The sequence below is a fragment of the Brachybacterium sp. P6-10-X1 genome (genome assembly GCF_001969445.1).
In the GTDB taxonomy this organism is placed as follows: Bacteria; Actinomycetota; Actinomycetes; order Actinomycetales; family Dermabacteraceae; genus Brachybacterium.
In genome coordinates this window covers 803,839-824,495 of the sequence record NZ_CP017297.1, presented here as the reverse complement: position 1 = coordinate 824,495, position 20,657 = coordinate 803,839, and the positions used below count along the sequence as shown (strand labels likewise).

Genomic DNA, 20,657 nt, shown 5'->3' with positions numbered 1-20,657 from the left:
TGCGCGTTGTGGATGACCACCAGGGAGCGGGACGGTGGTGCGGTTCACTGCTGCCATGGAGGACTTCGACGAGACGCGATCCGTGCGGGAATTCCTGCCCGTGAGCGACGGGCCCTCGTCGCTCGGCGGTCCGCGTAATCCCCGGGGGCAGGAGGAGCGCCGGGGTGAGGAGCTGGTCGGGCAGGGAGCGGAACGCGAGGTCCGGGTGCGCGCTCGGACCGCCGACGGGCAGGCGGCGGTGCGCGCCGAGATGCAGCTGCTGGCCGCTCTCGAGGTCGCCGGTCTCGCGGCGGCGCCGGCCGTGCTGAGGATCGAGGACGAGGGGTACGTGCGCGAGTCCGCACAGCCGCTCGCGTCCCGCAGCGGCAGGCGCGCCGCCGGGACGGGATCGCCGGCGACGGCCGAGCGGGCGGCCCTGGGACGCGCCCGCGACGAGCTCGACGCTCTGGTGGATGCGCTGCACGAGCGCTGCTGGCTGCTCGGGGCACACCCCGGCGGTGGTCTGGGGATGCGCCAGGACGGCAGCGTGATCCTGCTCGATCTCGAGGGATTGCGCCCCGGGGAGGGGCTCGCGGAGCGCCGGGCGGACCGGCGCTGGGTGGACTCCGTGCTCTGCGACGAGCAGCGCACCCTGCGCCGCCGCGTGCACGACACCGCTGTCGAGGTCGCAGGGCCGGTGCCCGTTCCTTCCGCTGCAGGATCACCGGGCGAGGACGGCGAGGACGGCGAGGCGGGTGATCGCCCGATGCCCGGGGCGATCGCTGCTGCCCCGACCACCCCCGTGCCGGCTCCGCGTCCGGCCCGGGCCCGCGCCCGCGCTCACGGGGAACACCGGGCACCGATCCGCGGTCGCGCCGAGCATCCGGCCGGTGACGAGCACGCCGGCGGCGGGCATCAGGACGGTCGACGCGCCGCCGCCCGCGACGTCCTGCGCACGATCCGGGAGGTGATCTCCCAACGGGGCCTGCGCCGCACGTCGGCCCTGACGGCCGCGGCCGTGGTGGCCGTCGGCACGCTGCTGGGCACGAGCAGCTGGCTGCTGCTGGCGCCCGCGGGCGAGGTCGAGCCGATCCCGCGGGCCGCCGCATCCTCGACGGGCGCTTCGTCCACGGCAGCACCGGCTCCGGAGATCACCGATCCCTGGGTGCTGGCCGCCGAGCTCGCCGGCGCCCGCCACGCCTACGTCACCGGGCTCACGGCCCACCCGGCTGCGGCGCCGAGGAGCCGCGCGCTGGCGGACGACCAGCAGGTGCGGCAGGCCTACCAGGGGCTGAGCGTCACGGGCGGGGGCGCGGTGATCCACGAAGCCCGCGTGCTCGAAGGGCCGGGCGCGGACGGACGCGCGGTCCTGGAGGTGACCTCCTCGACCGAGGAGTACGAGGTCGAGCAGTCCGACGGCAGCGTGCGCACGGTGGCGGCGAGCGAGCCGGTGGATCTCGTGCTCACGCTGCGCTGGGACGGGGCGCAGTGGCTCGTCGTCACCGCGCGCGCCGTGGGCCCCGCGACCGCTCCCTGATCCGTCCCGGGACGCCGGAAGGGCCGGCACCGATCCGTTCGGTGCCGGCCCTTCGGGGTCAGGTCAGCGGTGAGAGGTCACGGCCGGACGACCCTGGCGCCCACGGGCTCACAGGCCGAGTTCCGCCTCGAAGGCGCCGTCCTCGAGCCGCTTCTTCATGAAGGTGAGGAAGCGGGCCGCGTCGCCGCCGTCGACGAGACGGTGGTCGTAGGAGAGGAACAGGTACATCATCGAGCGGACCGCGATGGAGTCATCGCCCTCGGCGTTCTGCACGACCGCGGGCCGCTTCACGATGGTGCCGCAGCCGAGGATGCCGACCTGGGGGTTCGGCACGATCGGGGTGTCCCAGAGGGCACCGCCGGATCCGGTGTTGGTGATCGTGAAGGTCGCGCCCTGGAGATCGTCCGGGGTGAGCTTGTTGTTCTTCGCCCGAGCCCCGAGATCGCCGATCTGGCGGGCCAGACCCGCCAGGTTCAGGTCGCCCGAGTTCTTGATCACCGGCACGACCAGGCCTCGATCGGTGTCCGCGGCCATACCGATGTTCTCGGAGGCGGCGTACTTGATCATGTCCTCGTCGATCGAGGCGTTGACCTTCGGATAGGTCTTCAGAGCCTCGACCGCGGCCTGCATGATGAACGGCAGGAACGTGAGCTTGGCGCCCTCGCGCTGGGCGAAGGCATCCTTCGCCTTCCCGCGCAGCTTCGCGACCCGGGTCATGTCGACCTCGACCGCGGTGGTCAGCTGCGCCTGCCCGTGCAGCGACTCCATCATCCGCTTGGCCGTGACCTTGCGGACGCGGCTCATCTTCTCCTCGGTGCCGCGCAGCGGGGAGACCTCGACCTGCGCCGGGGCTGCGGCTGCCGGAGCGGCGGAGGCGGCAGGAGCGGAGGCCGAGGACTTCTGTGCGTCGATCGCCTGCTGCACGTCCTGCTTGCGGATGCGTCCGCCCAGGCCGGTGCCGGAGACCGTGGCCAGGTCGACGCCGGCCTCGGCCGCCATCTTGCGCACCAGCGGAGTGACGTATCCGGAGGACTCGGCGCCGCTGACGGAGTCCGCGGCCTTGGGAGCCGGAGCGGCGGCCGGAGCGGCGGCGGGAGCGGAGGGCTCCTGCGACTTCTGCTCGGGGGCCTTCGGAGCCGTGGGCTTGTCCTCGGCCTTCGGGGCCTCCTTCTCGGCGGGCTTCTCCTCGGCCTTCGGGGCCGGGGCGGCGGGCTTCTCCTCCGCGGCCGGGGCCCCGGAGGAATCCCCGACGACGGCCAGCACGGAGCCGACCTCGGCGTCCTCGTCCTCCTCGACCCGGATCTCCAGCACGGTGCCGGCGACGGGGGAGGGGATCTCGGTGTCGACCTTGTCGGTGGAGACCTCGAGCAGCGGCTCGTCGACCTCGACCGACTCGCCGACGGCCTTCAGCCAGCGGGTGACGGTGCCCTCGGTGACGGACTCACCGAGAGCAGGCATGGTGACCTCTTCGCCGGAGGCCGCGCCGGACCCGGATGCCGCCGCGGAGCCGGCGTCGTCGGAGGACTCGTCGGCCTTCGGGGACTCGGCGGACTCCGCGGGCGCCTCGGTGGACGGTGCGGTGGTCTCGTCGGACGCGAGGTCCTCGCCCTCCGAGGCGGAGTCCTCGGAGCTCTCGGACGCCTCGGCCCCCGAGTCGTCGGACCCGGCGCTCTCGGAGCCGGAGCCGTCGCCGATGACGACGAGATCGGCGCCGACCTCGGCGTCCTCGTCCTCTTCGACCAGGATCTTCTCGATGGTGCCCGCGACGGGCGAGGGGATCTCGGTGTCGACCTTGTCGGTGGAGACCTCGAGCAGCGGCTCGTCGACCTCGACCGACTCGCCGACGGCCTTCAGCCAGCGGGTGACGGTGCCCTCGGTGACGGACTCACCGAGAGCAGGCATCTTCACGGATTCAGACATGGGGTTCTCTCCTCCTGGAGGGGCTCAGGCGTGGGCGTGCAGCGGCTTGCCGGCGAGGGCGAGAGCAGCCTCGCCCACCGCCTCGTGCTGCGAGGGGTGTCCATGGATGAGGGAGGCGACGTCCTCGGGATGGGCCTCCCAGTTGACGATGAGCTGGGCCTCACCCATGAGCTCGGAGATCCGCGAGCCGATCATGTGCACGCCGACGATGGCGCCGCCCTTCTCGCGGACCAGCTTGATGAAGCCGGTGGTGCCGAGGATCTGGGACTTCCCGTTGCCGCCGAGGTTGTACTCGTAGGACTCCACGGCGTCCTCGCCCAGCTGCTCCTTGGCCTGCTTCTCCGAGAGGCCCACCGACCCGACCTGTGGCTCGCAGTAGGTGATGCGCGGGATCCCGGACTCGACGATCGGCGCGGGATTCTGGCCCCCGATGCGCTCGGCCACGAAGATGCCCTGCTGGAATCCTCGGTGGGCGAGCTGCAGGCCGGGGACGATGTCGCCGACGGCGTAGATGCCGGGGACGTTGGTCTCCAGGGTCTCCTTGTTCGCCAGGACGAAGCCGCGATCCATCTCGATCCCCTGCTCCTCGTAGCCGAGATCGGCGGTGATCGGGCCACGCCCCACCGCGACCAGCAGGTAGTCGCCCTCGAAGACGGTGCCATCGGTGAGGGTGACCGTGACCCCGTTCTCGTCCTGCTCGGCCTTCTCGGTGAAGGTGCCGAGCGAGAAGGTGATGCCGCGCTTCTTGTAGGCGCGCTCGAGCGCCTTGGCGATCGACTCGTCCTCGTTGGCCACCAGGTGGGGAAGGCCCTCGACGATGGTCACCGACTCGGCCCCGAGGGACTTCCACACGGAGGCGAACTCGACGCCGATGACGCCGCCGCCCAGGATGATCGGGTTCTTCGGCACCTCGGGCAGCTGCAGCGCGGCCTCGGAGTCCAGGAATCGGCCGCCCAGGTCGATGCCCGGGAGGGTCTTCGAGAAGGACCCTGTGGCGAGGATGATGCTCTCGGCGGTCAGCTCGCGCGTGCCGCCTTCGCCTTCGACGCTGACGGTCTTGGGACCGGTGAGCCGGCCGAAGCCCTCGACGTACTCGACCTTGCGCGATTTCACCAGGCCCTGCAGGCCCTTGTGCAGGCGGCCGACGATCTTGTCCTTGAAGCCCAGCATCTTGTCGACGTCGACGGAGTTGAGCGTGAGATCGAGGCCGACCTCGGAGGCCTCGGCGGGGGCGTCGGCGAGCTCGCCGACGTGCAGCAGGGCCTTCGTCGGGACGCAGCCGCGGTGCAGGCAGGTGCCACCGAGCTTGTCCTTCTCCACGAGGGCGATCTTCTGGCCGAGCTGGGCACCGCGCAGCGCGGCCGCATAGCCGCCGCTGCCACCGCCCAGGATCACGACGTCGAACTGGTCAGTGGTTGTATCCGCCACCTGTGTGCTCCTCGGTGTGTACGTGTCTGTGCGGCACGAGCCGGCTCGGATGCCGACGGCGCCGCCTGCGTGTCCCATGCTAGGCCACCAGGCGGCGCCATCACGCCCGTACAGCGGGTCGATCAGCGATGATCAGCGGCGAGGATCACGTGTCGGTCGCCGCACCGCGGCCCGCAGCGCGATCGGCGAGCACCTCCAGCACGGTGCGAACGCTCATGCCGGTCGCTCCCTTGCCCATGTATCCCAGCGGCGCGGACGCGAAGCCGGGACCGGCGATGTCCAGGTGGGCCCACTCCGTGTCGCCGACGAACTCCTGCAGGAAGATGCCGGCCGAGAGCGCCCCGCCGGGGCGCTCGCCGATGTTGCTCAGATCGGCCACCCGACCTGTCAGATCGGCGCGCAGCTCGGCGGGGAACGGCAGCGGCCAGAACGGCTCGCCCGAGCGCTCCGAAGCCTCCATGACCGTGTCCCGCCCCTGCTGCGTGCCCAGGACCCCCGCGGTGCGCTTGCCGAGGGCGACCACGGCGGCACCGGTCAGGGTGGCCACATCCATCACCAGGTCGGGCCCGTCGGCGACGGCGTCGACCAGGGCGTCGGCCATCACCATGCGGCCCTCGGCGTCGGTGTTGAGCACCTCGACCGTCCTCCCGTTGCGCATGGTGACGACGTCACCGGGACGCTGGGCACCGCCGCCGGGCATGTTCTCGGCCAGCGCCAGATAGGTGGTGACCTTCACGTCCAGGCCCAGCTTCGCGGCACCGACCGTCGCCCCGAGCACGGTGGCGGCACCGGTCATGTCCGAGGTCATGTCGTCCATGCCGGGGGCCGGCTTGAGCGAGATGCCGCCGGTGTCGAAGGTGATGCCCTTGCCCACCAGCGCCACGGAGCTGCGGGCGACGGCGGGGGAGTACTCGATGCGCACGAGGCGCGGCGGGCGGGTGGACCCCTGGCCGACGCCGATGATGCCTCCGTAGCCGCCCTCGGCGAGCTGCTTCTCGTCCAGGACGGTCACGGTCAGCGGCAGGCCCGCCACGATCTCTTCCACCCGGCGGGCGAACTCGGCCGGGTACAGCAGATTCGGCGGGGTGTTGACCAGGTCGCGGGTGATGTCGACGATCTCGGAGAGCACGCCGGCGCGCTCGGCCGCCGCGGTGTCCGCGGATTCCGCGCCGAGCAGCGTCAGGGAGCTCAGCGCGGGCTTCGGGGCGGAGCCGCCGGTGGCCGTCTTGTGGGCGATGAACGCGTAGGCGCCCAGGGCGGCGCCCTCGAGGGCCGCGGCGCGCTGCTCGGCCGTCCCCCCGGGTACGCCGATCACGGCGGAACCGACCCCGGCCAGCGACCGGGTGGCGGCGCCGAAGGCGAGACGGAGATCCTCGGCACCCGCGGCGGAGAGATCCTCCTCACCGATGCCGACCAGCAGCACGGACTTCGCGGCGGTCAGGCCGAAGGAGGGGATGCGATGGAGGTCGCCGCGGGCGGCGGAAGCCTCCAGATGCGTGATGGCCTCGGAGATCTCCGGGGCGCCGGGCACCGTGGAGGGGGCGTCATCACCGCCGACCAGAAGGGGGAGGATCAGGACGTCGGCGTCGACGTCGCGCAGAGCGGTATCAGCTACAGAAACAATGGGCATGGTTCTATCGTAGGGGCGGTCCCGACGCCCCGCGTCGCCGCGCCGTCCCCACGGATCCCCGCACAGAACAGGTAGGTCGATGCTGGCTCTGAGCATCCTGGTCGCCATCGTGTGCCTGGTGACCGCCCTGCTGGGGATCTACTACACGGCCCGGGACCTCAGCGCGGATCTCGTCCTGCTCGGCGCCTGCGCGCTGGCCGCTCTGACGTGGGTGGTCCTCGGGGTCGCCCTGGGCCTGCGGGACCTCGGCGGCGGGCATCCCCCCGACCCGATCACCCTGTACGGCTACCTGCTCACCGGAGTGCTGATGACCGTCGGCGGCGGCTGGGTCGGCGTCTGGGAGCGCAGCCGCTTCGGGAGCCTGGTGATCGCGGTGGTCGCGCTCGTGTCCATGGTGCTGCTGTTGCGCCTGACCCAGATCTGGCCGGGAGGCTTCGCATGACCGCGACCGCGCAGCGCACACGGGGCTTCGAGGCGGTGCTGATCATCGTCTACGGGATCTTCGCGCTGTCGGCGACCGCCCGCAGCCTGGTGCAGATCCTGCGGGACTTCACAGCCGCTCCCGTGGCGTACGTGTTCTCCCTGTTGGCGGCGCTGACCTACATCGCGGTGACGGTCGTGCTGGTGCGTCGCGGGCGCCGCTCGCCGTGGGCCCTCGCGCTGTGCGCGATCGAGCTGCTCGGCGTGCTGGCGGTGGGGCTGCTCAGCGTGTTCGATGCCGCCCTGTTCGCCGATGACTCCGTGTGGTCCGGATTCGGGCAGGGCTACGGCTACGTGCCACTGCTGCTGCCGATCGTGGCCCTCGTCTACATCCTCGTCGGGCGACGCCAGGGCCCAAGGGCCCCGGAACAGCCCCGCTGACCGCGTACGGTGATGACGTGACCACGAACGACACCGCTCGACGCGGCCCCTACGCCATGCTGTTCCGGCACGTCCTCAGCCGGCTCGACGCGGAGCAGGCGCACCGGCTGACCGTCGGCTGCCTGCGCTGCGCGCGGGCGCTGCCCGGGGGCTCGCGCCTGCTGCGCGCCGTCTTCGCCACCCCGGACCCGATGCACGATCGGCGTCCCGCGCGCGAGGTGCTCGGCGGCGAGCACCACAGCCCCCTGGGCCTGGCGGCCGGCTTCGACAAGGACGGCGAGGTGCCCCTGGCCCTGCTCGACCTCGGCTTCGGCCACGTCGAGGTGGGCACCGTGACCGCCAAGCCGCAGCCCGGCAATCCCCGGCCGCGCTCCTTCCGGCTGATCCCGGACCGGTCGCTGATCAATCGCATGGGCTTCAACAACCACGGTGCTCAGGCCTTGGCCAAGTCCCTCGCCGCGGCCCGGCGCACGGAGCGCGGCCAGCGCGCCGTGATCGGGGTGAACATCGGCAAGTCCAAGGTGACCGCTCTCGAGGACGCCGCCGAGGACTACCGCTTCTCCGCCCGCCTGCTCGCGCCGTACGCCACCTATCTCGCCCTGAACGTCTCCAGCCCCAACACCCCGGGCCTGCGGGACCTGCAGAGCGTCGACATGCTCCGTCCGGTCCTGGAGGCAGTCCTGGACGAAGTGGGCCAGGCCCGTCGGCGGCTGCGCCGCGAGCTGCCGGTGCTGGTCAAGATCGCCCCCGACCTCCACGACGACGACATCCGCGCCGTCGCCGCCCTGGTCGCCGAGGTGGGGCTGACCGGGGTGATCGCCACCAACACCACCATCGCGCGGCCCGACTCCCTGACGACTCCGCGCTCCCGCCTGGAGACCATCGGCGCCGGCGGCCTGTCGGGCCCGGTGCTCGCCGAGCGCTCGCTGGAGGTTCTCCAGCTGCTGCGCCGCGAGCTGCCGAGCGAGGCCGCGATCATCAGCTGCGGCGGGGTCACCACCGCGGACGACGTGCGCGAGAGGCTCGCGGCCGGGGCGGATCTCGTCCAGGGGTACACCGCGATGATCTTCGAGGGCCCGTCGTGGCCGGGGCGGCTCGCCCGTGAGGTGGGCTCCTTCCGGTGAGGACTCTTGCCGTGGGGGCTGCGCTCCGGTCCGTCCCCGCTCCGGCTTAGGCTGAGGGGATGGAGGAGGACCTGTTCTCGCTCGGCGGTGACGCGCCCGTCCCGCGCACCCTGTCCGACCGCAACATCGATCACCGGGCGCCGCTGGCGGTGCGGATGCGACCGCGCAGCCTCGAGGAGATCGTCGGCCAGCAGGCGGCCCTCGAGCCCGGCAGCCCGCTGCGTCGCCTGGTGGCCGCCGACGATTCCCGCACGGCGCCCAGCTCGGTGATCCTGTGGGGTCCTCCCGGCACCGGCAAGACGACCCTCGCCTATGTGGTGGCGCAGTCCGGCGACCGCGAGTTCGTGGAGGTCTCCGCGGTGCTCGCCGGGGTCAAGGACATCCGCGAGGTCGTCGACCAGGCCCGCGCCCGGCTGCGCACCGTCGGCCGCGAGACCGTGCTGTTCGTCGACGAGGTCCACCGCTTCTCCAAGTCCCAGCAGGACGCCCTGCTGCCCAGCGTCGAGAACCGCTGGGTGACCCTGGTCGCCGCGACCACCGAGAACCCGTACTTCTCGGTGATCTCCCCGCTGCTGTCGCGCTCGATCGTGCTGACCCTCGAGCCCCTGGAGCGCGCCGACCTCGACGCCCTGGTGGACCGGGCGCTGACCGATCCGCGCGGACTGGACGAGTCCGTCACCCTCACCGACGACGCGCGCGAGGCGCTGCTGCGCCTCGGCGGGGGAGACGCCCGCAAGATCCTCACCTCGCTCGAGGCCGCGGCGGCGGCCGCGCTGCTCAAGGACGAGCCGGAGATCGACGCCGCCACGCTCGCGCAGGCCGTGAACCGCGCCGCCCTGCGCTACGACCGGGGCGGCGACCAGCACTACGACGTCACCAGCGCCTTCATCAAGTCGATGCGGGGCAGCGACGTCGACGCCTCCCTGCACTACCTCGCCCGCATGATCGAATCGGGCGAGGATCCTCGCTTCATCGCCCGACGCGTCGTGATCGCGGCGGGCGAGGAGGTCGGCATGGCGGACCCCAGCGCGCTGCAGGTCGCCGTCGCCGCGATGCAGGCGGTCCAGATGCTCGGCCTGCCCGAGGGCCGCATCCCGCTGGCGCAAGCAGTGGTCCACATCGCCTCCGCGCCGAAGTCCAACGCGTCCTACCGGGCGCTGGACGCGGCGATCGCCGACGTCCGCGACGGGAAGGCCGGTCCGGTGCCCGCCCACCTGCGCGACGCCCACTACGCCGGGGCGAAGACGCTCGGCCACGGCACCGAGTACCGGTACGCCCATGACGCCCCGCACGCCGTGGTCGCGCAGCAGTACGCCCCCGACGAGCTCGTCGGGGTGGACTACTACCGGCCCACCGGCCACGGCAACGAGGCCCAGATCAGCCGGCGCCTCGAGGCGCTGCGCAGGATCCTGCGTTCCGAGGGCGATGCCTGAGATCGGATGTGGGGGACTCCACAGGAACATCGGGCCGACCAGCACCGAAGAGCGTTGAGCGGAGACGGCCCCTGCGGTAGGGTGGGTCGCTGAATCCGCGGCTGCACGACTGGATTCACCACATGCGAACAAGAGGTATACCTCGTGACCAACGTCACCCGTGCGCGCCGCCAGGCGCGACTGTCCCGAGCCCTCGGGCTCCCGCTGACCCCGAAGTCGGTCAAGTACTTCGAGAAGCGCCCGTACCCCCCGGGTGAGCACGGCCGCGCCCGCCGTCGGACCGAGTCCGACTATGCGGTGCGCCTGAAGGAGAAGCAGCGTCTTCGCGCTCAGTACGGTCTGCGCGAGAAGCAGATGCACGGCGCCTACCTGGACGCCAAGAAGGAGCCGGGCCTGACCGGCGAGAGCATGGTCGAGCTGCTCGAGATGCGCTTGGACGCCCTCGTCCTGCGCTCCGGCTTCGCCCGCACCACCCTGCAGGCCCGCCAGGCCGTGGGGCATCGCCACGTGCTGGTCGACGGCAAGGTCGTGGATCGTCCGTCCTACCGCGTGACGCCGGGCCAGACGATCCAGATCAAGCCCAAGAGCCAGGCCATGGAGCCCTTCCAGATCGCCGCCGAGGGAGGCAACTCGGACGTCTTCGCCTCGACCCCGTCGTACCTGTCGGTCGAGCTGGAGGAGCTCAAGGCCCAGCTCGTCGCGCGTCCCAAGCGCGCCGAGGTCCCCGTGACCTGCGACGTCCAGATGGTCGTCGAGTACTACGCGCGCTGACCTCTTCTGACCGCGGCGAAGGCCCCGGCGGGTGTACTCCGGTACCCTGACCGGGGCCTTCGTGTCCGCACTGCCCCTGCGGCGCCGCCGAGCGCCCGCCTCCGGTGTCCCAGGAAGGACCTCCTCAGACCATGCGCACCTCAGAGATCCATCGTCGCTGGCTCGAATTCTTCGCGAAGAAGCAGCATGAGGTCGTCCCCAGCGCCTCGCTGGTGTCGAACGATCCGTCGATCCTCTTCACGATCGCCGGCATGGTCCCCTTCATCCCGTACATCGTGGGCGCCGAGAAGGCTCCGTATGCGCGCGCGGTCAGCGTGCAGAAGTGCATCCGCACCAACGACATCGAGAACGTCGGGCGCACCACGCGCCACGGCACCTTCTTCCAGATGGCCGGGAACTTCTCCTTCGGCGACTACTTCAAGCAGGGCGCGATCGATCTTTCCTGGGAGCTGCTGACCACGGCGCAGGACGAGGGCGGGTTCGGCTTCGACCCCGAGCGCCTCTGGTTCACCCTGTGGGAGCAGGACGAGGAGTCCTATCAGCACGTCACCGAGGTGATCGGCCTGGACCCCGCCCGGGTCGTGCAGCTGCCGTGGGAGGAGAGCTGCTGGGACACCGGCCAGCCCGGCCCCGCCGGCTCCACGGGGGAGTGGCACTACGACCGCGGCCCGGAGTACGGGCCGGACGCCCCGAGCGGCCGCGTGCCCGAGTGGCCCGGCAGCCCGGATGCCGAGGACCGCTACATCGAGATCTGGAATCTCGTGTTCGACCAGTTCCTGCGCGGCGAGGGGAAGGGCAAGGACTACCCGCTGCTGGGGGAGCTGGACCAGAAGTCGATCGACACCGGCCTCGGGGTGGAGCGCGTGGCGTACCTGCTCCAGGGCAAGGCGAACATGTACGAGATCGACCAGGTCTTCCCGGTGATCGAGAGGGCCCAGGAGCTCTCGGGCCGCGTCTACGGCGCCGACGAGGAGGACGAGGTGCGCCTGCGCATCGTCGGCGACCACGTGCGCAGCGCACTGATGCTGGTGGCCGACGGGGTGCGCCCCGGCAACGAGGGCCGTGGCTACGTGCTGCGCCGTCTGATCCGTCGGGCGGTGCGCTCCATGCGACTGCTCGGCGTCACGGAGCCGTCGATGCCGGCGCTGCTGCCCGTCTCGAGGTCGGCGATGGTCGAGTCCTACCCTGAGCTGGAGGCGGACTTCCCGCGCATCAGCGAGATCGTGACCTCCGAGGAGGAGGCGTTCCGCCGCACGCTCGCCTCCGGCACCGCCATCTTCGACCAGCTGGTGGGCGATGTCCGCGCCGGAGGCGGCCGCTCGCTGCCGGGCGATGACGCCTTCCGCCTGCACGACACCTACGGCTTTCCGATCGACCTCACCGTCGAGATGGCCGCCGAGGCGGGCCTCTCGGTCGACGAGGACGCCTTCCGCAGCGCGATGTCCGAGCAGCGCGAGCGCGCCCGCGCCGACGCGGCCGCGAAGAAGACCGGTCACACCGACACCGCGATCTACAACCGCCTGCTCAGCCAGCGCGGGGAGGACGTCCCCTTCCTCGGGTACACCGAGTCGAGCGTCGCCACCACGGTCGAGTCCATGATGGTCGACGGCGCACTGGTGAACTCGGCGGACGCCCCGGCCGATGTCGAGCTCGTGCTGGCGGCGACCCCGTTCTACGCCGAGGCCGGCGGTCAGCTCGCCGACCAGGGCCGCATCGCCGTGGCGGGCGGCGGCATCGTCGAGATCGACGACGTCCAGAAGCCCGTGCGCGGGCTGATCGTGCACCGCGGTCGCCTGGTCGAGGGATCCGTGGCCCAGGGCGCCGAAGCCGTCGCCACCATCGACCAGGCCCGGCGCGGGGCGATCGCCCGGGCCCACACCGCGACCCACATGGTCCATCAGTCCCTGCGTGAGGAGCTCGGCGAGAGCGCGACCCAGGCCGGGTCCGAGAACTCCCCGGGACGCATGCGCTTCGACTTCCGCTATGGGCAGGGCGTCCCGCACAGCGCGCTCGAGCAGATCGAGGGCCGGGTGAACACCCTGCTCCAGGACGAGCTGGCCGTCACCGACCAGCAGATGCCCCTCGACGAGGCCCGCGCGCTCGGCGCCCAGGCGCTGTTCGGCGAGAAGTACGGCAACATCGTCCGGGTGGTCTCGATCGGCGGCGACTGGTCCCGCGAGCTGTGCGGCGGCACCCACGTCGACAGCACCGGTGCCATCGGGAGCGTCCAGCTGATGGGGGAGTCCTCCATCGGCAGCGGAGTGCGGCGCGTCGACGCCCTGGTGGGGCTGTCCGCCTACCGCTTCCAGGCCAAGGAGCACGCGCTGGTCTCCCAGCTGTCCGAGATGCTGAAGGTCGGCTCCAGCGAGGACCTTCCGGAGCGGGTCGCCTCGATGACGCAGCGCATGAAGGACATGGAGAAGCAGCTGGCCGCACTGCGCGGCCAGCAGCTTCAGGCCGAGGCGGGCAAGCTCGCCGAGCAGACGGTCGACGTCTCCGGCATCCGCCTGCTCGCCCACGACGCGGGGGAGGGGATCGCCGCCGGTGATCTGCGCACCCTCGCCCTGGACCTGCGCGCCCGACTGGGGGAGGACGTCCCCGTCGTCCTCGCTCTGACCGGGCACGAGGACGGCCGGGCCGCTCTCGTCGTGGCCACCAACGCCGGTGCCCGCGACCAGGGCCTGGTGGCCGGGACGCTGCTGCGCACCGGCGCCGAGGCGATGGGCGGGCGCGGCGGCGGCAAGCCGGACCTGGCGCAGGGGGGGGGCGGCGACCCCGCGCGCATCCCCGAGGCCCTCGCGGCGGTGCGCGGCGCGCTCGACGAGGCCGCCCGCGCATGACCGGAGCCGACGGCATCCAGGACGCCGCCGGCCTGCCGCGCGGGGTCCGGCTCGGCGTCGACGTCGGGGACGTCCGCGTGGGGCTCGCCCGCAGCGATCTCGACGGGCTGGTCGCCACCCCGGTCGAGACCCTCGAGCGGGAGCACGCGACGCGCCGCGTCCTCGCCGAGGCGCTCGAGGCGGAGGCGCGTGCCATCATGGTGGGGCTCCCCCGCTCCCTGAACGGGTCCGAGGGCCCGGCGGCCGCCAAGGCGCGGGACTTCTCCGCCGAGCTCGCCGCGATGCTGGCGCAGGCCGGCGAGGACATCGAGGTCCGACTGCTCGACGAGCGGCTGACCACGGTGTCCGCGCACCGCGCCCTGCATTCCTCGGGCCGCAAGGGACGCAAGCACCGGCAGGTCGTCGACCAGGTCGCCGCCGTGATGATTCTCCAGCAGGCACTGGACATCGAGCGGTCGACCAGTGCGCGCGCCGGGGAGCCGGTCGATCCCGTCCCCGGGCCGACCGACGCGAATGACGAGGAGAGCGCCGGATGAGCGACGAGGATGATCTGTCCTTCGAGGATCTCGCGGAGAACCAGGCCGCGGATGCGTCGAAGCACCGGGGTCGTCGTCGAGCGCCCCGCAGGCGCAACCGCTTCCTGCGCACCGTGCTCCCCGTCGTGCTGGTCGTCGCCGTGGTCCTCGGGCTCGGCTACGGCGGGTTCCAGGGGTACCGCTGGTTGACCTCCAACGTCAGCGTGGAGCAGGAGGCCACGGATTACCCGGGGCCGGGCACGGGCGAGGCCACCGTGGAGGTCGCCTCGGGCGACACCGGGGCCGACATCGCATCGACCCTGGTCGACGAGGGGGTCATCAAGTCCACCGGGCCGTTCGTCACCGTCTTCGCCAGCACGCCGGACGCCTCCGGCATCGAGCCGGGCGTGTACCGGCTCCAGAAGAAGATGGCGTCCGCCGACGCGCTCAGCGCCCTCATGGACCCCTCGAACCTCGCCGGTCACCGGGTGATCATCCCCGAAGGACTGCGCCTGACCCAGATCTGGCCGCTGCTGTCCGAGGCCAGCGGGATCCCCGTCGAGGACTTCGAGGAGGCGGCGAAGGACTACACCTCCTACGGCATCCCGGAGAACTCCGCGGAGAGCCTCGAGGGCTACCTCTGGCCCGGCCGCTACGACACCCCCGAGGGGGCCACCGCCGAGGAGGTCATCCAGATGATGTGGGACCGGATGGAGAAGCAGCTGACCGACCGGGGCATCCCCGAGGACCAGTGGCACCAGAGCCTCACCATCGCGTCGCTGGCCGAGCTGGAGGTCCGCGAGAGCGAGGACTACGGCAAGGTGGTCCGCACCATCCACAACCGGCTCGAGGGGGCCGGGGAGGCCGCCGGCACCCCGATGCCGCTGCAGTTCGACTCGACGATCCACTACATCACCGGCAAGGAGGCCGGCGTCGGGACCACCGACGAGGAGCGGCACACGAAGAGCCCGTACAACACGTACCTCAACACGGGACTGCCGCCGGGCCCGATCGCCTCCCCGGGCGGCGCCACCCTGGACGCCACCCTCGATCCGCCGAAGGGGGACTGGCTCTACTTCGTCACCGTCAACACCGATACCGGCGAGACGAAGTTCGCCGCCACCTGGGCGCAGCACGAGCAGAACGTCGCGGAGTGGCAGGCGTGGGCGCAGGAGAAGGACTGAACATGCCCGCGACCGGGATCGATGCTCCCGCCACGACCCTGAGACGCTTCGCGGTCGTCGGCTCTCCGGTGGTCCACTCGCTCTCCCCCGTGCTGCACCGCACGGCCTACGCCGAGCTCGGCATCGAGCGCGCGAGCTACGACCGCTACGACGTGCCCGCCGGCGAGCTGGCCGCCTTCCTGGAGACCTGTCCGGGACGCGAGCTGGCGGGGCTCAGCGTGACCATGCCCGGCAAACCGGAGGCCTTCGCCCTGGCCGCCGAGACGGACGCGACCTCCCGGGAACTCGGGATCGCCAACACGCTGATCCGTCGGCCCGACGAGGACGGCTGGCGCGCCGAGAACCACGACGTCCACGGGATCGTGGCCGCGCTGGGCGACCACGGCACACGCACCGCCACCACCGGCGCCGTCCTCGGCTCCGGCGCGACGGCCACCAGCGCCGTCGCCGCCCTGGTCGAGCTCGGGACCGAGCGGATCCTGCTGTCGGCCCGCAGCCCCCACAAGCTGGCGGCGCCGGAGGAGGTCGCGACCCGTGCCGGGGTGAGCACCTCCCGGGTGCCCTGGGACTCCAGCCAGGAGCTTCTGGCTGCCGACGTCCTGATCAGCGCGCTGGCCGCGGACGGCGCCCGAGCGGTCGCCGACGCCTGGGAGCGGACAGCGGACCGAACGGTCCCGACCCTGTTCCTGGACGTCCTCTACGATCCCTGGCCCGCCCCGCTGGCCGCCGTCATCGCCGCCCGCGGCGGCGACGTCGCCGACGGCCTCGAGATGCTCGCCCACCAGGCCGGCCAGCAGGTCCGATCCATGCTGTCCGTCCCCTCGGCCCCGGTGCCGCGGATGCTCGCCGCCGCCCGGGACGAGCTCGCCCGCCGCGCCGGATGATCCGGGATCGTCCCACCGCTCGGTTCCCTTGTCCGGCTCGGTAAAGGGGTAGTAAAGTGACGCGCAGTCGGCGGGTCGCCGTCGACGCCGGACGACCGAGCACGAGGAAGTGACTCATGGACCTGGATCGAGGGCCCCTGGAGGGCACCGACGATCGGCCATCCGTGGACCCCGAGGCTCCAGCGCAACCGTCCCCGACCGCGCCGATCCTCGACCCCGCCGACACCACCGCACTGCTGCGCCGCTGCACGGCTCTGGCCGCCCGGGCGCGCGTCGACCTGCTGACGGCGGGGCGGCGCTCCGCCGCCGAGGAGCTCGAGGAGGTCCTGGCCGTGCTCGGGTCCTGGGAGGGGACGGAGATCGTCGATCCCGACCCGACGATGGTCGTGCTCGCCGCGGCGGCGCTGCAGGATCTCCTCGAGCGCCTGCCCGCATCTCCCCGCCCGGAGCTCGGGGACCGGGCGGAAGCCGCCCTGCAGGTGCTGCACGCCGTGATGGCGTCCGGCCGCATCGACGCGATGGCGTGATTGTCTTCACGTCCGTGCTGGCAGAGGCCTTTTCGGTTCTCGGCGCACCCGCCGTGCGTGCTATATTTCTTCCGTTGCTGAGGCGACCACCTGTCCGGGTGGCGGAATTGGTAGACGCGCTAGCTTGAGGTGCTAGTGCCCGCTTTAGGGCGTGGGGGTTCAAGTCCCCCCTCGGACACTCACCGCACCCCTCCTGATCGATGAGACATCGGCAGGAGGGGTTCTGCGTCCCCGGTCCGGAGCGGGGATCCCCTCGAGACCGCGTGGGAGAATGACGATCATGGTCCACGTCTTCCTCCATGAGCCCGCGATCGCCGGCAACACGGGCAACGCGATCCGGCTGGCGGCCGTCACGGGCGCCCGTCTCCACCTCGTGGAGCCGCTCGGCTTCGATCTCGAGGACGCGAAGCTGCGCCGGGCGGGCCTGGACTACCACGACCTCGCCGATGTCAGGATCCATCCCGATCTCGAGCAGGCCCTCGCAACGGTTCCCGCCGCCCGGGTCCTCGCTTTCACCGCGCACACCGACGTGCGCTTCGACCAGGTCGAATACTCCCCGCAGGACGTGCTGCTGTTCGGCACCGAGCCCACCGGACTGCCCGAGCAGGTGCTCGCCCATCCGCGGATCAGCTCGCGGGTGCGGATCCCCATGCTCCCGGCGCGCCGATCCCTGAACCTCTCCAATGCCGTCTCGATCGCGGTCTACGAGGCCTGGCGCCAGCAGGGATACGACGGAGCAGGAGCATGACAGGCCCCCGACCGCCGGCGCGCCCCGCCCTGCCGCGCCGCCTCGAGCGCCGCAATGCTCTCTTCCAGCAATGGCAGGCGCTGCTGACCAACCGCACCAAGCGCACCCGCAGCGCAGAGATGCTCATCCAGGGGGTGCGCCCCATCACCCAGGCCATCACGCACGGCGTCGAGCTCCACGCGCTGCTCACCGACGGGCGCGAGCGCCCCTCCCGGTGGGCGCGCGAGCTGCTCGCCGCCCCGCCGGCACCGGTGGTCGAGCTCGCGCCCGAGCTGATGGCGGAGCTGGGGGAGCGGGCGGACGGCGCCCCGGAGCTGCTCGCCCTGGCCGCCGTCCCCGCCGACGACCTCTCCCGGCTGTCCCCGTCGTCCTCCGGGATCGTGGTGGTCTTCGATCGGCCCGCGGGCCCGGGCAACATCGGTTCCCTGGCCCGGACCGTCGACGCCCTCGGCGGGGAGGGCCTCGTGGTCACCGGGCACGGTGCCGACCCCTGGGACCCTGCGGCGATCCGGGCGAGCACCGGTTCCGTCTTCGCCGTCCCCGTGCTGCGCTCCCCGTCCCACCAGGAGGTCATGGACTGGATCGCCCGGCGACGCGAAGCAGGGGAGCCGTGGAGCGTGCTCGGCCTGGACGAGGCGGGCGGCGTCGAGCTGGCCGATGCGGACCTCACCGGTCCCGTGCTGCTCGTGGTCGGCAACGAGACCGCCGGGATGAGCTCCCGGTGGCGGGAGGCCTGCGACCGCGTCGCGGAGATCCCGATGGGCGGCAGCGCCTCCTCGCTGAACGCCTCGGTGGCCGGCTCGATCGCTCTGTACGAGGCACGACGCCAGCGGGGCCGCACCCGCGGCTGAGCCGGGGCGCTCAGGCGGTGCCGAGGGCGGCCCGCACCACCGGCGCGCCGAGCAGTCCCAGGAACGGGCCCGCCAGCAGCACGGGCCCGACGGCGAAGCGCACCCCGGGCCGACGGGTCACGACCATCACGGCCGCGCCGGCCACCCCGCTGACCACGGCGATCCCGAGCAGCGCGGCGATCAGCACCTCCCCGCCGAGCGCCGCGCTCATGAGCACCACCACCGGAAGGGTCTTCGCGTCCCCCATGCCCAGCAGCGGGGGAGCGATCAGAGCCAGCAGGACAGCGCCCAGACCCAGTACGAGGGCCAGCACGGCGGCCACCCGCAGCTCCTCCCGCAGGCCGGGCACGGCGAGGCCGCCGAGGGCGAGGGCGACGGCCACCGCGAGGGTCAGACCGCCCACCCACCGGTTGGGCAGGCGGTGCTCGCGCCCGTCGACCCACGCCAGCACCAGCGCGGGAGGGAGATAGACGAGCGCCAGCACCGCCAGCGGCAGCAGCGTCCGCACCGAGACAGGATCCACATCTCTCATTGGAACAGACCCGAGGATCCGGCGCGCGCGGATCGGCTCGCCGGTGGACGGCGGCTCCGCGGCGGGCAGCGGTTCCGCGGCGAGCGGCGGTCGCGTCGGCCGGCCCGGAGAATCTCAGATCGTCGGCGGCTGCCCGAGGGTGGACCGGACGCGGATGATCCGTCGGCGGAGCCACACCTTCCGGCCGCCGCCGAGGTAACGGCGGGTGCGGGCGTGCTCCCAGCGGCCGTACTCGGCCTCGTCGGTCAGAGCGGCGCGGACCTGGCCCACCGAGCTGCTGCGCGGGACCGTGATGATCTGGAACTCGTAGTCCTCGGCGGCGCGACCCGCCTCGAGAGGGAGGTCCCGGACCCGACGTGGATCCCGCACGTGCTCGACCTGGGCGAGAAGGGGTTCATGGGTTCCCGGCAAGGTCTTCCTCCTGTGCGCGTGAGGAGCCGGGACGCCTCCGTGGGCGTTCCGGCCGTATCCGCTGTCCATTCTGCCGCCGGACGCGGTACCGTCCAACCATGAACACGGATCCTCGCTCCGCTCTCGCTGCGCTGATCGCTGCCCTCGAACGTCACTACGAGGCGGCCTCCGCCTCCCGCGGTGACGACGACCCCGCCCTGGACGCCGCCACCGAGCAGCTCACCACGGCCTTCGACACCTACGACGACGCGCTCTTCGACGCGTACGAGATCGCCACGCCGCTCATCGTCTTCGACGGTGAGGACGACGACGTTGACGATGACGACGATTTCGACGACCTCGATGACTTCGAGGACGACGAGGACGATGACTCGGACGACTACGACGACGATGAGTACGAGGAGGGCGACGACGGGCGCTGAGCCCGTCCGCTGATCCTGCACGTCATCTTCACCACTGGTCCCTGCGCGGCACCGGGCACGCCGCCCGGTGCCGCGTACTCTGTGCGAGGCCGACGATCACGTCGGCCCTGCGCGACCGTCGCCGTCTTCCAGGAGTGTCCATGTCGTTCTTCGAGGCGGTCGTCCTCGGCCTCGTCCAGGCCCTGACCGAGTTCCTCCCGGTCTCCTCGAGCGCGCACGTGCGCGTGGTCGGCGAGCTGATGAACCCCGGGCAGGACCCGGGCGCCGCCTTCACCGCCATCATCCAGCTCGGCACCGAGACGGCGGTGCTGATCTACTTCTGGAAGGACATCACCCGGATCATCGGCAAGTGGTTCAAGGCCCTGGCCGGGAAGATCCCCCACTCCGATCCCGACGTGCGGATGGGCTGGCTGGTGATCATCGGCTCGATCCCGATCGGGGTTCTCGGGCTGCTGTTCGAGGAGCAGATCGACCACGGCCTGCGCAACCTCTACATCACCGCCACGACGCTCATCGTCTTCGGCCTCCTGCTGGGTCTGGCCGACCGGATCGCGCCGCAGCGCAAGGAGCTCACCGAGCTCACCGTGCGCGACGGCATCCTGTTCGGCCTCGCCCAGGCCCTCGCCCTGATCCCGGGCGTCTCCCGCTCCGGCGGCACCATCACCGCAGGCCTGCTCATGGGCTACTCGCGCAAGGCCGCGGCGCGCTACGCCTTCCTGCTGGCCGTGCCCGCCGTGTTCGCCTCCGGGCTGTACAAGGCGGCCCAGGAGGTCCCGGCCCTGCTGAGCGCCGACGGGCGCGCCGCCGCGGCGGCGGCCGGCGAACCCTCGCTGCTGGCGATCATCGTCGCGACCGTCGTGGCCTTCGGCGTCGGCTTCGCGGTGATCGTGTGGTTCATGCGGATCATCGAGAACTACTCCTACCTGATGTTCGTGGTGTACCGCGTGGTCGCCGGACTGGTGCTGCTGGGCCTGCTCTGGTTCGGCGTCGTCGACCCGCTCGCAGGGTCCTGAGGGAGGTCTCACAGCGGCGCCCGGCCCTGGTCGGGGCCCGTATGATC

General features: G+C 71.9%; 20 protein-coding genes and 1 tRNA gene. 16 read left to right on the top strand and 5 right to left on the bottom strand.

Annotation, left to right across the window (positions count from 1 at the left end):
• The first annotated feature begins 55 nt into the window (after positions 1-55).
• The gene (locus BH708_RS03705) at positions 56-1,516 is read left to right on the top strand and encodes a hypothetical protein (protein WP_076806728.1); all 1,461 of its coding nucleotides are present in this window, start codon (positions 56-58) and stop codon (positions 1,514-1,516) included.
• 108 nt (positions 1,517-1,624) lie between these two features.
• Here BH708_RS03705 and sucB read toward each other — a convergent pair whose 3' ends face one another.
• The 3 genes from sucB to BH708_RS03690 form a co-directional block, all read right to left on the bottom strand.
• Complete coding sequence (gene sucB / locus BH708_RS03700; protein WP_076806727.1) at positions 1,625-3,436, bottom strand: 2-oxoglutarate dehydrogenase, E2 component, dihydrolipoamide succinyltransferase; 1,812 nt, start codon at positions 3,434-3,436, stop codon at positions 1,625-1,627.
• A gap of 24 nt (positions 3,437-3,460) precedes the next feature.
• Positions 3,461-4,864 carry a dihydrolipoyl dehydrogenase gene (gene lpdA, locus BH708_RS03695; RefSeq protein ID WP_076806725.1) on the bottom strand — a complete coding sequence of 468 codons (1,404 nt, stop codon included), beginning with the start codon at positions 4,862-4,864 and terminating at the stop codon, positions 3,461-3,463.
• 145 nt (positions 4,865-5,009) lie between these two features.
• Positions 5,010-6,494 carry a leucyl aminopeptidase gene (locus BH708_RS03690; protein WP_076806723.1) on the bottom strand — a complete coding sequence of 495 codons (1,485 nt, stop codon included), beginning with the start codon at positions 6,492-6,494 and terminating at the stop codon, positions 5,010-5,012.
• A gap of 79 nt (positions 6,495-6,573) precedes the next feature.
• Here BH708_RS03690 and BH708_RS03685 point away from each other — a divergent pair, with 79 nt between their 5' ends.
• The 13 genes from BH708_RS03685 (at position 6,574) to BH708_RS03625 (ending at position 18,232) form a co-directional block, all read left to right on the top strand.
• Positions 6,574-6,936 (top strand): hypothetical protein, encoded by a 363-nt coding sequence (locus tag BH708_RS03685; RefSeq protein WP_076806722.1) that lies wholly within the window; start codon positions 6,574-6,576, stop codon positions 6,934-6,936.
• The gene (locus BH708_RS03680) at positions 6,933-7,355 is read left to right on the top strand and encodes a hypothetical protein (RefSeq protein WP_076806720.1); all 423 of its coding nucleotides are present in this window, start codon (positions 6,933-6,935) and stop codon (positions 7,353-7,355) included. The genes BH708_RS03685 and BH708_RS03680 overlap by 4 nt, the downstream gene beginning before the upstream one ends.
• Before the next feature lie 56 nt (positions 7,356-7,411).
• The gene (locus BH708_RS03675; RefSeq protein WP_076810743.1) at positions 7,412-8,479 is read left to right on the top strand and encodes a quinone-dependent dihydroorotate dehydrogenase; all 1,068 of its coding nucleotides are present in this window, start codon (positions 7,412-7,414) and stop codon (positions 8,477-8,479) included.
• 59 nt (positions 8,480-8,538) lie between these two features.
• Positions 8,539-9,912 (top strand): replication-associated recombination protein A, encoded by a 1,374-nt coding sequence (locus BH708_RS03670; RefSeq protein ID WP_076806718.1) that lies wholly within the window; start codon positions 8,539-8,541, stop codon positions 9,910-9,912.
• Positions 9,913-10,056: 144 nt separating this feature from the next.
• Positions 10,057-10,683, top strand: a complete 627-nt coding sequence (gene rpsD / locus BH708_RS03665; RefSeq protein ID WP_076806717.1) for a 30S ribosomal protein S4 — start codon at positions 10,057-10,059, stop codon at positions 10,681-10,683.
• Between the two features lie 131 nt (positions 10,684-10,814).
• A complete protein-coding gene (gene alaS / locus BH708_RS03660) occupies positions 10,815-13,523 on the top strand; it encodes an alanine--tRNA ligase (protein ID WP_076806715.1) in 2,709 nt (902 codons plus the stop codon).
• Positions 13,520-14,059 (top strand): Holliday junction resolvase RuvX, encoded by a 540-nt coding sequence (ruvX, locus tag BH708_RS03655; protein WP_076806713.1) that lies wholly within the window; start codon positions 13,520-13,522, stop codon positions 14,057-14,059. Before alaS ends, ruvX begins: the two co-directional genes overlap by 4 nt.
• On the top strand, positions 14,056-15,222 hold the full coding sequence (mltG, locus tag BH708_RS03650; RefSeq protein ID WP_076806712.1) for an endolytic transglycosylase MltG: 1,167 nt from the start codon (positions 14,056-14,058) through the stop codon (positions 15,220-15,222). Before ruvX ends, mltG begins: the two co-directional genes overlap by 4 nt.
• A gap of 2 nt (positions 15,223-15,224) precedes the next feature.
• Positions 15,225-16,106 (top strand): shikimate dehydrogenase, encoded by an 882-nt coding sequence (locus BH708_RS03645; RefSeq protein WP_076806710.1) that lies wholly within the window; start codon positions 15,225-15,227, stop codon positions 16,104-16,106.
• Between the two features lie 116 nt (positions 16,107-16,222).
• Positions 16,223-16,633, top strand: coding sequence for a hypothetical protein (locus BH708_RS03640; RefSeq protein WP_076806708.1), 411 nt, complete (start codon positions 16,223-16,225; stop codon positions 16,631-16,633).
• Between the two features lie 92 nt (positions 16,634-16,725).
• Positions 16,726-16,811 (top strand) — tRNA-Leu (locus BH708_RS03635).
• A 102-nt stretch (positions 16,812-16,913) separates the two neighbouring features.
• Positions 16,914-17,381, top strand: a complete 468-nt coding sequence (locus BH708_RS03630; protein ID WP_083713852.1) for a tRNA (cytidine(34)-2'-O)-methyltransferase — start codon at positions 16,914-16,916, stop codon at positions 17,379-17,381.
• Positions 17,378-18,232, top strand: coding sequence for a TrmH family RNA methyltransferase (locus BH708_RS03625; protein WP_076806706.1), 855 nt, complete (start codon positions 17,378-17,380; stop codon positions 18,230-18,232). Before BH708_RS03630 ends, BH708_RS03625 begins: the two co-directional genes overlap by 4 nt.
• Before the next feature lie 10 nt (positions 18,233-18,242).
• Here the strand turns inward: BH708_RS03625 and BH708_RS03620 are convergent, their stop codons facing one another.
• Together BH708_RS03620 and BH708_RS03615 are read right to left on the bottom strand one after the other, a co-directional pair.
• Positions 18,243-18,755 carry a hypothetical protein gene (locus tag BH708_RS03620; protein WP_253705464.1) on the bottom strand — a complete coding sequence of 171 codons (513 nt, stop codon included), beginning with the start codon at positions 18,753-18,755 and terminating at the stop codon, positions 18,243-18,245.
• Positions 18,756-18,878: 123 nt separating this feature from the next.
• Entirely contained in the window at positions 18,879-19,175 is a 297-nt protein-coding gene (locus BH708_RS03615; protein ID WP_076806703.1) for a DUF5703 family protein, read from the bottom strand.
• 98 nt (positions 19,176-19,273) lie between these two features.
• Between BH708_RS03615 and BH708_RS03610 the strand changes: the two genes are divergently transcribed.
• Together BH708_RS03610 and BH708_RS03605 are read left to right on the top strand one after the other, a co-directional pair.
• Positions 19,274-19,597: a DNA primase gene (locus tag BH708_RS03610; protein WP_076806701.1), complete on the top strand. Its 324-nt coding sequence runs from the start codon at positions 19,274-19,276 to the stop codon at positions 19,595-19,597.
• A gap of 140 nt (positions 19,598-19,737) precedes the next feature.
• Positions 19,738-20,610 carry an undecaprenyl-diphosphate phosphatase gene (locus BH708_RS03605; RefSeq protein ID WP_076806699.1) on the top strand — a complete coding sequence of 291 codons (873 nt, stop codon included), beginning with the start codon at positions 19,738-19,740 and terminating at the stop codon, positions 20,608-20,610.
• The last annotated feature ends 47 nt before the right edge of the window (positions 20,611-20,657 follow it).